This window comes from Mediterraneibacter sp. 210702-DFI.3.120 (assembly GCF_020561005.1).
GTDB lineage: Bacteria > Bacillota > Clostridia > Lachnospirales > Lachnospiraceae > Mediterraneibacter > Mediterraneibacter faecis.
The window spans coordinates 1-13729 of the sequence record NZ_JAJCNG010000036.1 but is presented as its reverse complement, the minus strand read 5'-3'; the positions used below and the strand labels follow the sequence as shown (position 1 = coordinate 13729).

At 34.6% G+C, this 13729-nt stretch carries 17 protein-coding genes; 2 read left to right on the top strand and 15 right to left on the bottom strand.

The features are described 5' to 3' along the window. Nucleotides 1-17: 17 nt before the first annotated feature. The 10 genes from LI162_RS14380 to LI162_RS16100 form a co-directional block, all read right to left on the bottom strand. The gene (locus tag LI162_RS14380) at nt 18-170 is read right to left on the bottom strand and encodes a hypothetical protein (RefSeq protein ID WP_173021147.1); all 153 of its coding nucleotides are present in this window, start codon (nt 168-170) and stop codon (nt 18-20) included. Between the two features lie 330 nt (nt 171-500). Further along, nucleotides 501-686 (bottom strand): hypothetical protein, encoded by a 186-nt coding sequence (locus tag LI162_RS14370; RefSeq protein ID WP_055146631.1) that lies wholly within the window; start codon nt 684-686, stop codon nt 501-503. Between the two features lie 23 nt (nt 687-709). After that, on the bottom strand, nt 710-1615 hold the full coding sequence (locus LI162_RS14365; RefSeq protein WP_055146628.1) for a YitT family protein: 906 nt from the start codon (nt 1613-1615) through the stop codon (nt 710-712). Next, the gene (locus tag LI162_RS14360) at nt 1591-3624 is read right to left on the bottom strand and encodes a beta-galactosidase (protein ID WP_004614161.1); all 2034 of its coding nucleotides are present in this window, start codon (nt 3622-3624) and stop codon (nt 1591-1593) included. The genes LI162_RS14365 and LI162_RS14360 overlap by 25 nt, the downstream gene beginning before the upstream one ends. 31 nt (nt 3625-3655) lie before the next feature. Beyond that, a complete protein-coding gene (locus LI162_RS14355; RefSeq protein WP_055146622.1) occupies nt 3656-4465 on the bottom strand; it encodes a carbohydrate ABC transporter permease in 810 nt (269 codons plus the stop codon). Next, nucleotides 4458-5351, bottom strand: coding sequence for a carbohydrate ABC transporter permease (locus tag LI162_RS14350; protein ID WP_044987901.1), 894 nt, complete (start codon nt 5349-5351; stop codon nt 4458-4460). Before LI162_RS14350 ends, LI162_RS14355 begins: the two co-directional genes overlap by 8 nt. A 71-nt stretch (nt 5352-5422) precedes the next feature. Then, complete coding sequence (locus tag LI162_RS14345) at nt 5423-6706, bottom strand: ABC transporter substrate-binding protein (protein ID WP_055158198.1); 1284 nt, start codon at nt 6704-6706, stop codon at nt 5423-5425. Nucleotides 6707-6722: 16 nt separating this feature from the next. Next, a complete protein-coding gene (locus LI162_RS14340; protein ID WP_055158196.1) occupies nt 6723-7574 on the bottom strand; it encodes a PfkB family carbohydrate kinase in 852 nt (283 codons plus the stop codon). Nucleotides 7575-7583: 9 nt separating this feature from the next. Further along, nucleotides 7584-8243, bottom strand: a complete 660-nt coding sequence (locus tag LI162_RS14335) for an SIS domain-containing protein (RefSeq protein ID WP_330378689.1) — start codon at nt 8241-8243, stop codon at nt 7584-7586. Between the two features lie 96 nt (nt 8244-8339). Next, nucleotides 8340-8579: a hypothetical protein gene (locus LI162_RS16100; protein WP_330378688.1), complete on the bottom strand. Its 240-nt coding sequence runs from the start codon at nt 8577-8579 to the stop codon at nt 8340-8342. Nucleotides 8580-8894: 315 nt separating this feature from the next. Here LI162_RS16100 and LI162_RS14330 point away from each other — a divergent pair, with 315 nt between their 5' ends. Continuing rightward, entirely contained in the window at nt 8895-9605 is a 711-nt protein-coding gene (locus LI162_RS14330; protein WP_004614154.1) for a GntR family transcriptional regulator, read from the top strand. Further along, a complete protein-coding gene (locus LI162_RS14325; protein ID WP_055158193.1) occupies nt 9602-10339 on the top strand; it encodes a GntR family transcriptional regulator in 738 nt (245 codons plus the stop codon). The genes LI162_RS14330 and LI162_RS14325 overlap by 4 nt, the downstream gene beginning before the upstream one ends. A gap of 416 nt (nt 10340-10755) precedes the next feature. On the opposite strand, the gene tnpB is transcribed toward LI162_RS14325, so the two are convergent. The 5 genes from tnpB to LI162_RS14300 all read right to left on the bottom strand — a co-directional run. Beyond that, nucleotides 10756-11118, bottom strand: a complete 363-nt coding sequence (gene tnpB, locus LI162_RS14320; protein WP_055158191.1) for an IS66 family insertion sequence element accessory protein TnpB — start codon at nt 11116-11118, stop codon at nt 10756-10758. A 126-nt stretch (nt 11119-11244) separates the two neighbouring features. Beyond that, nucleotides 11245-11415 carry an IS66 family insertion sequence element accessory protein TnpA gene (tnpA, locus tag LI162_RS15960; RefSeq protein ID WP_233447195.1) on the bottom strand — a complete coding sequence of 57 codons (171 nt, stop codon included), beginning with the start codon at nt 11413-11415 and terminating at the stop codon, nt 11245-11247. 174 nt (nt 11416-11589) lie between these two features. Next, complete coding sequence (locus LI162_RS14310; protein WP_178831963.1) at nt 11590-12339, bottom strand: transposase; 750 nt, start codon at nt 12337-12339, stop codon at nt 11590-11592. Nucleotides 12340-12538: 199 nt separating this feature from the next. After that, nucleotides 12539-12697 carry a DUF6054 family protein gene (locus LI162_RS14305; RefSeq protein ID WP_172790488.1) on the bottom strand — a complete coding sequence of 53 codons (159 nt, stop codon included), beginning with the start codon at nt 12695-12697 and terminating at the stop codon, nt 12539-12541. 100 nt (nt 12698-12797) lie between these two features. Then, nucleotides 12798-13729: glycoside hydrolase family 32 protein (locus LI162_RS14300; RefSeq protein WP_226901448.1), on the bottom strand; the 932-nt coding region annotated here is incomplete at its 5' end.

Here is a 13729-nt window from a genome sequence, read left to right as displayed (position 1 = left end):
TTCATCAATATATCTTTTTACTTCTTTTGACAACGTATCTGTGATTTCAACATCAGTCTCTGTTTCAGCAGAGGTCCTGTACCTTTCGGTGATATCATTATTGCTTCGCTCTTCCCGTAGGAGTCTTCGCCTGCACGAGCCGGATTATCTCCGGTAAGCATGTTCCTCAAGATGTATCAGCTCCCTCAATTGTCAAGGTGCAATCGGAAGAACTGTCTGAACCTCTTTTACGTTTGTGATTTTTGGAAATCAGAGGATTTTCAATTTGCCTTCCTTGTACTCTGTCTGTATTGGGAGCCACAAAATCGGACATGATTTTAGAACTTTTTTGAAATTATTTTTTGAAGTGTAAAAAGACAGAAAAAAAGATGCCAGGATTTCTCCTGACACCGTAGTGACTGTGCCAACTTCGTGCCCAGTGGGCACAAGGTTGGTTGTATTATTCTTCATTTCCTAATGATATTGGTTCTTTCTTTGTTTTCTTGTTTTTAGATATCATCTTATGACCTGTATAAATAGTACTGGAAATCTGGAATATCCTTCTTTTTAATATTTTTCTGAGGATAAAAAAGTAATTCCACCTCTTTTGGTGGCATCATCTGGAGTTCTTCAATCGGAATTCCTCCCGCGTGATAACGTTCCATAATCAAAGATAATGTTCCGGATCCAATCTTATACCGATCCATGCTAGAACTTCTTAATTTTTATATTATATTGGCTTGAATCCTTTTCCACGCACTTCATTCGATTCCATTGTAACAAGAAACGCTGATGAATCTACTTTCTTTACAGCTTCTTGAATCGTATACATTTCTTTATTGTTACATGCACACATTAATACTTCTTTTTCACGTCCTGTATAACTTCCTTCTGCCTTAATCAAAGTTGCCCCTCGTTGTGATAGCTCATCAATTTTTGCCGCAATTTGTGGTCCCTTTTCTGTTACAATCAAAGCAAGTTTTCCAGCATCAATGCCATACATTAGCTTATCTACGACAAATGATAGAATATACGTTCCAATTAATCCATAAATAATCTTATCAATGTTTCCATGCATCAGAATTCCACCAATAATTACAATAATAAAATCCATAACAATGATAATTTTTCCTATAGAAATATGTGGCTTTGCCTTGTGTATTGCCATCAAAACAAAATCTGCTCCACCTGTAGAGGTATCTCTCATATAAATTATTGCATATCCGATTCCTGAGAATACACTCATACAAATACAAGATAACATCATATCACCTTGGTAAATTGGAAACAATGGAACAACCCAGTCCATCAGTATATTAGAAATTAACATTGTCTTTATTGATCTTAAAAAAAATTGTTTTCCCAACAACTTGTAACAAATTAAAATAATTGGAATATTCAAAATTGTCGTCATTGTACCAATTGGAATTTTCCAAAAATAATAAAACACGATTGCAATACCTGATATACCTGCTACCGGAAATCCAGATGCCACTGCAAAATTATAGACTCCAATCGCAATGAAACAACCACCTACAATATCAAGTAAAATATCAATTATAAATGTCTTTGCCTTTGATTTCAATGTGAGTTCCTCCCTATTACGGAATCTTATTTCTTTTGCATCACAATACATTGATATGTTTGCAGTATTATTGAACCTGTAAGGATTTCATCAGTAATCAAATTTGTATAACATTCATTCAAAACCATCTTCACAGGATGTCTGTTAAAATTCTGAAGAAAATATACATCATCTTTCTGTTCTTTTCCACTTCTTTTTGAAACAGTAACTCCATAAGGTAATGTTTCCGTCAAATTTGCTTCCACATTTGCTTCCTCAATTACATCGCCCAAAAATTCTTTCAAAAATTCCAGATCTGGTTGAACAGCAACATAGTAAGCTTTTCCTTTGCCATACGCATTTTCTGTAATTGCTGGAGTATTTACATTGTAATCTTGCAAGTATGTTCCCAACGGCTTTGCAGTTTGAAGTGTCACAACTTCTCTTAACACACCGGCTTTATATACACCGTCTTTATAGGAGAAAGTATTTGGAAAATATTCATTCCCCACATCAATCTCATCAACTGATAATCCTAGCAATCTCTCATGTGGTCTCTCTCCAATAAAACATAAATCTGTTTCATTTACTACTCCACTCCAATAAGTTGTTACATATATTCCACCTGCTTCCACGTATGCTTCTACTTTATGAATATACTCTTTTTTATGCAAGTATAAGGTCGGAGCAACCACAAGCTGATAATCTAACAACTCTCGATCCATGGAAATTATATCAACTTCAATTCCTTTTTCCCAAAAAACCCGATAATATTTTAAAAGTTCTTCCGTATAATCAAATTTTCTCGATATTGCTTGTGCGTCAGAAAGAGCCCACCAATTTTCCCAATCCATAATAATAGCTACCTTCGCCCTATTACATGTACTTAGTATTTGACTGCTTAGCTTTTCTAGATCTTTGCCAATCCAAGCAACTTCTTGAAAAACTCTATTCTTTTCTGACGCATCATGACCAACAACCGCTCCATGAAACTTTTCACTCGATCCTCTGCTTTTTCTCCATTGAAAATAAAGAACACTATTCGAACCTAACGCAATTGCCTGCATTGAAGATAAGTAATTCATCCCCGGTCTTTTTACATTATTTTCCTCATCCCAATTCACAAGTGATGGTGTTGATTCCATCATCAAAAATGGCTTCTTCTGAAATCCTCTCATCTGGTTATGCATAAAGGCTGCCCACACAGCAATCGGTACTTCATCTTCTTTTGTATGCCAACTCGGATAAGAGTCCCAAGAAATCACATCCAACTCCTCTGCCCATTTATCATAATTCAATGGTGAAAAATACATCATCATGTTTGTTGTAACTGGAAGATCCGAATATGTTTTAACAGCTCGAATCTCTTCTCTACAAAAGTCCTGTAACTGTTCGCTCACAAATCTTTTCCAGTCCAATTTCAAACCGTGTAATTCATCCTCTCCCCTCGGAGAAGGTGAATGAATCTGTTCCCAATCGGTATAAGTATGACTCCAAAACGCACTCCACCATGCATGATTCAATGCATCCAATGTTTTGTATTTTTTTTTCAACCATTTCCGAAATGCTTTTTGACATTCTTCGCAATGACAAGAAGCATCCCTAAAATTTCCTCCGTATTCGTTTGATATATGCCAAAGAATTACTCCTGGATGTTTTCCAAAGCGTTCTGATAATTTCAAATCCAACTTTCTAGTTTTTTCTCTCATAACAGCAGACGTGTAACAAAAATTATGCCTTTTTCCTGGTAAATTCTGTATCCCGTTTTCATCTGTCTGCATTACTTCAGGATATTTTTGAGTCATCCAATTTGGCATTGCACCTGTTGGTGTAGCTAGATTTGTATAGATGCCATTGTCATATAAACGGTTAATAATTTCTTCTAAATAGTCAAACTGATATTTTCCTTCTTCTGGCTCTAAAAATGCCCACGAAAATATTCCTAGTGAAACATTATTTACATGCGCTAATTTCATTAACCGGATATCCTCTTCAAGAATATCCGGTCTATCTAACCATTGTTCAGGATTATAATCTCCACCATGCAGAAGACCTGGCATATTTATTTTTTTATATTCCATTTCTAATCCCTTTCTTTATAGATATCATTTATTATTTTACAGCTCCAGTAATACCTTCTGCAAAACTCTTCTGTAAAATAAAGAATACTAAGGCGGTAGGCAATGTACATATTAAGACTGCCAACATAAGCATTCCATAGTCTGTTACATATCCCTCTGTCAGATTTGCTACAACCATTGGCATTGTCATGCTCTTGGATTCTGTCATGATTACTTTCGGCCACATATAACTATTCCAAGCATTCATAAATGTAATAGTCATAGCCGCTGCATATGTTGATTTCATTGTAGGAATAAACATCTGAAAGAAGATTCTAATTTCCGAAAGTCCATCTAATCTGGCAGCTTCAATAATATCAAGAGGAAATGATCTTGCACTCTGCCGAAACATCATGATTAAAAATGGAGTTGATACCGTTGGTAAAATGAATCCCAACGCACTATTTAACATTTTCATTTTTGCAACCATCTGAAACAATGGGACCAATGTCGTAATAAATGGAACCATCATTGCAAGAAGAATCACATCCATCACGGCATCTTTTGCTTTATCATGATAAATTTCAAATCCATATCCTGCCAAGGAACATATCACCATCGAAACTATTGTAAGTAATATTGCATATTTAAATGAATTGACCAATGCAGCCCCTACATCTTGATTTGCCAGCAGATTTTTGAAGTTTTCTCCCAAATGAGAGCCAAACGATAATACACCTTTTGATACATCCACACTTTTGTTTGTGGATGCACTTACCATCCAGTACAAAGGAAATACTGAAATAAAAGTAACCAAAATCAAGAATGCATACATTCCTATATTTTTCATTTTTTTAATCACGTTTATCACCCACCCTCATTTGTATAAATGCTAATACTGCAACCAACAGTAATATGAAGAAGGACATCGCTGCTGCATATCCAAAATTCGGCACATACTTAAAACATAAATTATATATGTAATGTGACATAGAGATTGAAGCATTCGCAGGACCTCCATCGGTCAAGTTAACTGATTCATCAAATAACTGTAATGTTCCATTTGTTGACATTATTGCTGTTAACAAGATAGTTGGTTTTAATAATGGAACAGTAATCTTAAAAAATGTCTGTATTGCTGATGCTCCATCAATTTTTGCAGCTTCGTATACTGAATATTCAATGTTTTGCAATCCAGAAAGGAAAAATACCATATTATATCCTGTCCATCTCCACAAAAGACCCAATAAGATAACCATTTTTGCCGCAAATGGTTGTGTCAAAAAATTATATGGTTTATCCAAAATTCCAATATTCACTAGAACATAATTTACTAATCCATTATTTGCAAACAAAGACCGAAAAATAATTGAATACGCAACCAATGAAGTTGTACACGGCACAAAAATCATTGTTCGGAAAAATCCTTTAAACCGTAAGTCTTTTTTATTTAGAATACAAGCTAACACCAACGCTACTACAAGCATAATGGGCACTTGAAGAATGAAATAAAAAAATGTGTTTTTTATTGACTGAATAAATACATCATCTTGAAACATTCTGATGTAATTTGTAAATCCAGCCATCTGCATATTTCTACCTTTCCCCGTCTGAAAAGATAAAACTAACGCTTTGATCATTGGCCAAAAACTAAACACCGCAATCAAAAATGTTGCTGGTGCCAAAAAAGCCCATCCTGTTAAATTATGCTTTTTTTCCAACGTCATTTTTCTTAGTTTGTTAGACACAAAAACTCCTCCTCTCTATCCATAAGGGTGATGGTTCTACATTCCATCCCCTTGTATGATAGGAATCTCTCTTACTGTCCCATATTAAAATTAACAGTATCTTCCGTTTTTTTAAGCTCTTTCTCTAAATCTGCACCATTTGTAATATTTGTTGTCGCAACAGAGATTGCGTCTCTTGCTTCATTGAAATATGGCCCCGTAATAATAGAAGGAACTTTTGTTGAATAGTCAACTATTTTTTCAAACACTGCATCACCAGAGAAAAATTCATTCGGTACTGCATATGCATCAGAATCTCCTGCTGGTGTCCATGTAGAAATTGCTCCACAAGAGAGAATATTATCATATAACTCTGTACTTCCAGCAAATGTAGACGCAAGAAAATCTTCTGCTAACTCTACGTTTCCACAATTCCCTGAGATTGCCCAGGAAGAACCTCCATTATTTGAATAGTTTGTGGCACCCTTTACATTTGTAAGTTTTGGAATATTTGTAATAGCCCATTTTCCTGACTGATCCTCAGCTGTCTGAATTGTTCCCATAATCCAACACCCATTAATCACACCTGCAACTTCACTGTTCACCATTGAGCCAGTGTATTCATCCCAGTTATTTACTTCCTGTAACACACCTGAATCTTTCATTTTACAATATGTATCAATTACCTTCTTTAAAGTGTCATTTTTTGCAATATTCGTTGTTCCATCTTCATTAAACAAAGATGCTCCTGCAGACTGTAACATCATCGTAAGCAAATCACATTCGCCTGCTGTCGTTGTCAATAATGGTTTTCCTGTTTTTTCCAGTACTACTTTGCCTTTTTCAATCCACTCATCCCAAGTAATATCTGTAAAATCTTCTAAAGTCATTCCAGCTTCTTGCAAAATATCTGTACGATAACAAGCAATTGCTACTCCATTGTCAAAAGGCACTCCATAGTGTTTTCCATCTACAACAGAAAAATCTGTTTTACCAGGAGCAAATTCTGAAAAATCAATTTTCTTTTCAGAAATTTCTGTAAATATATCTGGATAAGATATTACATTTTTTTGGAATGACTGGTCAAGCATCAAAAAAACATCTGGCAATGTGCTTAGATCTCCTGATATACCAGCCGTAGTAAGTCTAGACTGTACATCTACATCTCCAACTTCGACAATATCAATTTTCACATCTTGATGATCTTCTTGATAAATTTTTGCAGCTTCTTCCATTGCAAAAATATTAAATGTTTTGTCCCAACACCATACTGTAATTGTATTATCGTCTTTATTGCTTTCACTTTGATTTCCGCATGCTGTAATACCAATTGCCATCGTAGCTGCCAATAAAATTGCCACTATTTTTTTTCTCATTTGTTATATTCTCCTTCTACCATGCCCCTTTATACCCTATTGTTACCGCACTATTCTGAGCTCCTGCTTCCATCGAATCTTGAACATTCAATCCATTCAAAATCCCATATAAAAATCCGGCAATAAAACTGTCGCCTGCACCCATTGTATCAACAACTTTACACTCTATGATTCCAAATCGATACCAAGAATTTCCATCATACCCAATGCTTCCATTTTTCCCCAATGTTGCAATAATGACTTTAGGTCCTTTTTGTTGCATTGCTTTCATGAATTCCTTTAATTGTTCCGTACAATTTTCTTTTTCTTTTAAGCCCATGCTATGATATTTCTGTCTAAACTCATTGCGTGATTCCTCGTCAAAAGAGAAGAATGCATATGTCACATATGGAATCGCTTTCTCAACAATTGGATTTGCAAATTTATTGGCAAAATCAAATGCAACTGGAATTTCTTTCGAAATAAGTGGAAGCTCATCTTCAATCATTCCCCAAATTCCTGTAACCGCTAAATCATGTTTCTTTATAAAGGAAATGTCTTGTTCTCTTAGCTTAAAGTCTGCCAAAACACCTTCTTCATATTTTCCAAACACTCTATCTCCATCTACAATGTCAACATGTGTAACTGCGGTTTTTCCATCCAGCACTTGAATATGAGAAGTATCGACTCCTTTATTTTGAATTGCACTTATCATGATTTTTCCGAATGAATCAGTTCCAACAGCACCTGTATAAGAACTTTCTCCACCTAATCGTTTTATGTATACAGCAACATTCACTGGGTTTCCCCCTGGATAAGATTCATTCAATGAATCATAATAATCAATACAATTATCTCCTATTGCTGCTACTCTTATCTTTCTGTCCATTTTGCCACCTTAATAGTCCAGACATCTGTAATATCTTCTGATTTCCATAGGATGACAATTGACTTTTTCCATATGTACATCAATTCTCTGTGTTACCGCATGCATCACTAAATGTGATATATATCCTCTGTACTCTGGACTAATTCCTTTTAATTCAAATTTCTTGGTATCAATAATATTGTATTTTCCACAAATGCGTGGCAAGAAGTTTGCAACGCGCTCGCTCAATGATCTCTGAGAATCTTCCCCAATAAATACTGTAACTGGTGTATCTTTGTCAATTACTTCTAACATTCCATGGAAAAATTCTGCACTGTGGATAGATTTTGTACGAATCCAATGCTGTTCTTCCCAATAACACATTGCATAAGAATATGTGGCACCATACTGGTTCCCAGCCCCAACAAAATAATGAATTTTGTCGTCCTTATGACGATTTGCAAATTCTTCTCCGAAAGCATCTGCTTCCTTTTCAACTTCCACAAGTGCAGTTGCCAAATACTGATCCAACTCCTTGTATAAATCCTCATATTCTGGAAATTCTCCTGCATTGTACATAAATCTATCTGCTACCATATAAAATTTCAATTGTTCATTGGCAGGATATGTAATCACATAGTCTACAAGTTTTGCAAGTTCTGCAGTAGCAACATCAATAAAACCAATCACCCTTGCTCCACTCTTCTGTGCTTTTTTTACTCCATCTACGATTTCAGAAGTTGTTCCTGTAACAGACGAAATAATTACAATAGTTCCTTCTCCAACTTATTTATTTCCAGTTGTCAAATACTCTGCTGCGTTTTCAACAAAAAATGAAAGTTTTGATTTTTCTTTCATATGAACCTCTGCCTGGAGGCAAGATGCATATGTTCCACCGATACCGAGCCAACAAATATTCTTGTATCCTTCTTTACAAATCCCATCAATCAATTCATTAATTTGATTTCTCAGAGCAAGCGCTCCATTCACACTTTCAATCTGTTTCTGTTCATTAAATTTCAACATAGTGTTTTCCCTTTCCCTTCTTTTATATTGGTGACTATTTTTAAATTTAATATACCACTTTTTTCATTTTTTTCAATATTTCACGCAAAGAATATTGAATATTGTTGTATTTTTATAAATATAAATGCTTTTTTTTATACACAATGCATATATTTCTTTTATTCTGGTATGAAACGCATTTCAAGTTTACTATACCAGTTTTTATATTTATTTTTTATTTATTCATTTCTTTTTTCCTTTCCATTTGCTTTTTAAGAACTGACAACGTATAATTTGATTATAATTTACAAGTAAATTATAATATTAGGAGTTCTTATGAAAAAAAATTTATTAACTTTAGATGTTGCATTATCAAAAGAAATCAAATACATGCTAAAGGAAGAACACTATCTTCCAGGTGACAAACTGCCTTCGGAACGAAAGCTGGCAGAGCTGTTTCATGTACAACGCTTAACTGTTCGTGGAGCCTTGGATCTGTTACTTCAAGATAAAACAATTATCTCAAAACCACGAAGTGGTTATTACGTAGCGCCTAAACGCATTTTACAATCCATTCGTAATTTTTCCTTACATTCAGAGGAAGATAGCGGACAATTAACTTACGAATTATATGATTTCAAAAAAATAGAAGCAGATAACTATCTTGCAAGCGAAATGTTACTTCCTGAAAAATCGAAAATATACAAAATTGTTTGGCTTTATTCAGACGATACTCAACTAATTTGTATCAATACAACTTATATTCCTGAATATATCTATCCAGATCTCACCCAACAAATTGCTGCTTCTGCTCCTGCAATTGATTTGATTACAAACAATTGTCAAATAACCTTGGCAAAATCGAATCAAAAAGTCACCTTACTTTACGCAGACACAAAGACTGCTCAAATTTTAAATATTCCTGTTGATAGCCCTTTAATGAAATACAAAGGGCTCATGTATGATAAACAAGGACATCTTGCAGTCTTTTTTGAAAATAATATGCTAATTGATCGTTTTGGTTTTATCAGGGAGGTAGTTTTATGAGCAATGATGATGTATTAGCCGCACAAATAAAATCTAGTATCATTACAAAAATTAAAACACAGGAATATCTTCCTGGGGAGTTGCTTCCTAGCGAACGGGATTTTGCAACAATGTATAGTGTAAGTCGGTATTTGATTCATGACATCTTTGACGAATTAATTAGCCAACATTACTTAATTCGCGTTCAAGGAAAGGGAACTTTTGTCCGCAAACCCGAACAAAATCGAGTTGCTTTAGGAGTACTAAATGAATCAAAAAATGCCAGCTTTACATCTTTAGTTCGTAACTTTGGTATTGAAATTTCCAATAAATGCTTAGGCACAGGTATAATCAAAAACAAAAAATACTTTGCAGATAAACTTGGACTTTCTGAAGAAGATGAAATATATGGTATTCATCGAATTCGTCTTGGAAACAAGGAACCTCTTGCAATTGAGTTTACCTATGTTCCTATTCATTTTTTTTCAGATATCGATAATTACAATTTTGAGCACATATCGCTTTATGATTATATGAAATCCAAAAATCATTTGCCTGTAAAATTTAATGAGACAATGATGATGGTAGAAGCTGGCGAAAAACTTCAAAAGCACCTTCATCTTCCAAGTGCCACCTCTATCGTCAACTATATTGAATTCATAGGATACGATGAAAATGGTAATTTAGTTGAATATACAGAAAGTTATTCACGCCCTGATAAACTTGAAGTGCGCTTTGGCACAAATGATATCTAAATTAACTTTAATTTTACCATTTAGTATATGTATGCACCATAAACAAAACAAGATAGAATATACACAAAATAATCTTTTGTCAGGGGCGGGGAAAATTGACCACCTAAAGCCGCTTAGAATTAACCATTTTTAGTCAGATAGAAAAGTCATTGTATTTTTCTCTTCATGTCCTAAAATGATGTATGCCAATGCATCAGTAGAAATCACAATGGAAGAAAAACACAATGACTTAACTGAAATAATAGTCTGATAAATGACATTCACTGGCTCCTGCACGTTCATATCACTGTCGAGACTTTCTCCCTTTGACAGCTTGCATCAAATGTATCTTTAATAACAAGAATCGTTTCCATAAGATTCTGGTTGTGAATAACTATTTTTTTAAATAAAATATTTTTTCTACGAATTGCACAATACTACATGGTTTTAGGTGGATCCTTCAGTTCTTTGATCGGATATTTTGCAACAATGGACAATCCTTGCATTAACATTTGAAACTGCTCTGGTGTAATTTCCATAGCTTCTTCTTTTGTACGCGGCCAGCTAAAGCCACCGATGTTCAATCTTTTATAAAGAAGCAAGAATCCATCGCCTTCCCAAACGAGCCCTTTGATTCGATCGGTGCGTTTTCCGCAGAACAAGAATAAGATATGCTTTTGAAAAGGATCCAAGTCAAACTGAAATTTAATAGTAGATGCCAAACCATCAATCCCACGCCGTAAGTCTGTATACCCTGTAGCAATAAAAATTTTTTCAAATCCAACAGCATCATTAAGCATGGAGAAGACCTCCAACCTTGTTTAGAAGTTCTTCCGTAGCTGTATTTGATATTTCAATTGAAACAGCGCCTCTTCGGATAACAACATCCGGTTTAAAAGGACTGGTAGATGAACTTGCTTGATCAGTCATTTTGATTTCAATAAAATCTGTAGTTGTTGGAGTTGGATTCTCTTGACAGCAGGCGTTAAGGTGCTCTCTAATGTAGTAAGGTATGCTTCTTCTCGGAGAATTCGTTGCCAGTAAAAAAAGGATTTGTCCGAAATGCCATGTTCTCGACACCAGGTCGTTTTAGGCATTCCACTAGCAAGACATTCTTTGATGATACTTGTCCATTGTTCACACCGGACTTTATGAGTTATTTTATTCATGAGATTATCCTCCCTCTAAAAAACCTTAGATTTTTTAAAGTAATTATCTCATGAAAACTAGCAAAAATCGTGGTACCTACTATTTACCGGTTCTTTCCATTGTTAGTTGAATTCACAGCGAAAGTGCTCGTGTAAAAGCACTTTTACTTTTAATAAATCAAAACTATTTCGTCCGTACATAATTCTCTTAATTACTTTAATTTTGTTGACACTTCCTTCGGCAAGTCCATTATTATACTTTAATTTTATCCCGTTTTTTACCGCATTAATATCAATTCTTATGCCGTTAACATAGGTCTGTAGCTCAGGTATGTTAAAATTTTCTATTTTTTCAAGCCATGTTTCTAATCTTTCGTCGCGCCTTGAATATAGTATTTCATAGAATTCTTTTATTGCAGCATATAATTCAGTAATCACTGGGTACGTTTTAAGAACTTGCTCATATTGTGTTTTGGTAATTGTCTTGACATCACTTAATCCCTTATAGATTAATTGTATCAAAGATCTTCTCTGAATGTATTCTTTCGATTGATAATCCGAGCAGGTCTCTTGTTGACTTAAATGTGCTTCATTTCGAATACGTTCTTTTTGAATGAACATCCTTAAGGATGCAACTGAACCTTTATAACCTTTTTCGGTAATAATTTTATGAATATTGGGATAAGTCATTCCTTCGCTTCTTAACTTAATTACTTCAGCTTCATATGGTGCAAGCTTTCCTGGAATACGAGCATTATAATGTCCATCTTCAACAGAATAATCTGGAGATAAATATCTTTGTATCGTTTTACAGGTATGATGCATAGTCTTGGCTATTTCTTCTATAGGCACCCCTTTGAATTCAACTAACAATGGAAAGAACCTATTTACCGTTTACTGTCCATGAAACTTTTTCCAAAGAAGAAAAATAAGATATTTGGTAGCTTCACCACCAACACCTGCGAACCAATAACGCCGGTACTGGATATCAAAATCCCGTACCGGCGTTATTGATTGTAATTCTTTTTTCTACTCAAGTAAACAGCTTATCGGCCCTACAAACGTGAAGTTATCAATTAGCAAAATCCAACAACTCGATTAACTTATCGAGAAATGCTTCTTCCCCCCATGTATTAATTTTGAAAAATACAGCTTGGCTTCCTCCCGCTGTAATTGCGGAAAGTTGAACTGGATCTTTGTCATTTTGAAAAAGTGTAATATTAAGACTCACCCTGTATTTTACCCTTTCATCTTTTGTATATGCAAGAGGGTTTGTAGATTAGGATACAAACAACTTCAGATGAATGTTTTTATAAACAATTTCCTTCAAATCAGGCCTCGTCCAACGGGTGCTTCATTATTTCATCCATCTCATAAATTATACTTTTTTCAATTACCAAATCTCCTCCTGTTGCAAATAATTTAACTTTATAAAAATCTTCCGGAAAAAGTAAGTTCGACATAACAACCTCTCCGTTATTAATAAATAATTCGCTCTGAGAAACATCCATTAGAAGTTTTATCGTTAAAAACTCCTGTGTAAAATCTACAGGTGCTTTATATTTTCCTGCAAATTTATCATGAGGATTTACTCCTGCTGTTGTTCTATCAACAAAACAACATTGTTTTTCTTTACAGAATACAATTTCAAATTGTCGATTTTTTCCTGTTGAAATTTTAATTCCAAACGTTTGCGCATGAATCTTTTCAATCGGATAAGATATATCTAGTTCTAGCACTTCTTTCTTATCGCACAGCGTCCACTCTTCATCCGCTCCCATCTTTATGTTTTTCATTTCATGCTTATTTGTTCTTAAACACTCCATTTCTTTAACAGGTAATTGCTTTAAAATATATTTTTTCTCTTTTTGCACTAATTTCAATTCACGGACACAAGACATCTGACCCTTGAACGGACTTGTTGGAAGATAATCTCTGTATTGCCAATTATCAGCCCATGCAATCATCAATCTTCTGTCTTTAGGTACATGATTCCACGTAACTCCAGCATAAAAATCTTTTCCATAATCTATCCAAAGACCTTTCTCCTGGTTTGAATCTGCTATAAATTTTTGACCATTGAATTCTCCCACAAAATACTGCATTCCTGTTCCACCTGCTGGAGATCCATCATTAACACTTACTGTTAAAACCCATTTCTTTTCTTCTGTTGTCTCAACTATCATTGGGAAAAGATCTGGACATTCCCATACCCCCGTATGACTTTCTTGATTTCCTTTGAAAGAAGATATTTGATTCCAAT

What these genes read in the sequence shown, in the direction of transcription:
- LI162_RS14370 (WP_055146631.1), bottom strand. Translation starts at nt 686, where the DNA reads ATGGATCGGTATAAGATTGGATCCGGAACATTATCTTTGATTATGGAA.
- LI162_RS14365 (WP_055146628.1), bottom strand. Translation starts at nt 1,615, where the DNA reads ATGTATTGTGATGCAAAAGAAATAAGATTCCGTAATAGGGAGGAACTC.
- LI162_RS14360 (WP_004614161.1), bottom strand. Translation starts at nt 3,624, where the DNA reads ATGGAATATAAAAAAATAAATATGCCAGGTCTTCTGCATGGTGGAGAT.
- LI162_RS14345 (WP_055158198.1), bottom strand. Translation starts at nt 6,706, where the DNA reads ATGAGAAAAAAAATAGTGGCAATTTTATTGGCAGCTACGATGGCAATT.
- LI162_RS14340 (WP_055158196.1), bottom strand. Translation starts at nt 7,574, where the DNA reads ATGGACAGAAAGATAAGAGTAGCAGCAATAGGAGATAATTGTATTGAT.
- LI162_RS16100 (WP_330378688.1), bottom strand. Translation starts at nt 8,579, where the DNA reads ATGTTGAAATTTAATGAACAGAAACAGATTGAAAGTGTGAATGGAGCG.
- LI162_RS14330 (WP_004614154.1), top strand. Translation starts at nt 8,895, where the DNA reads ATGAAAAAAAATTTATTAACTTTAGATGTTGCATTATCAAAAGAAATC.
- LI162_RS14325 (WP_055158193.1), top strand. Translation starts at nt 9,602, where the DNA reads ATGAGCAATGATGATGTATTAGCCGCACAAATAAAATCTAGTATCATT.
- tnpB (WP_055158191.1), bottom strand. Translation starts at nt 11,118, where the DNA reads ATGCTTAATGATGCTGTTGGATTTGAAAAAATTTTTATTGCTACAGGG.
- tnpA (WP_233447195.1), bottom strand. Translation starts at nt 11,415, where the DNA reads ATGCCTAAAACGACCTGGTGTCGAGAACATGGCATTTCGGACAAATCC.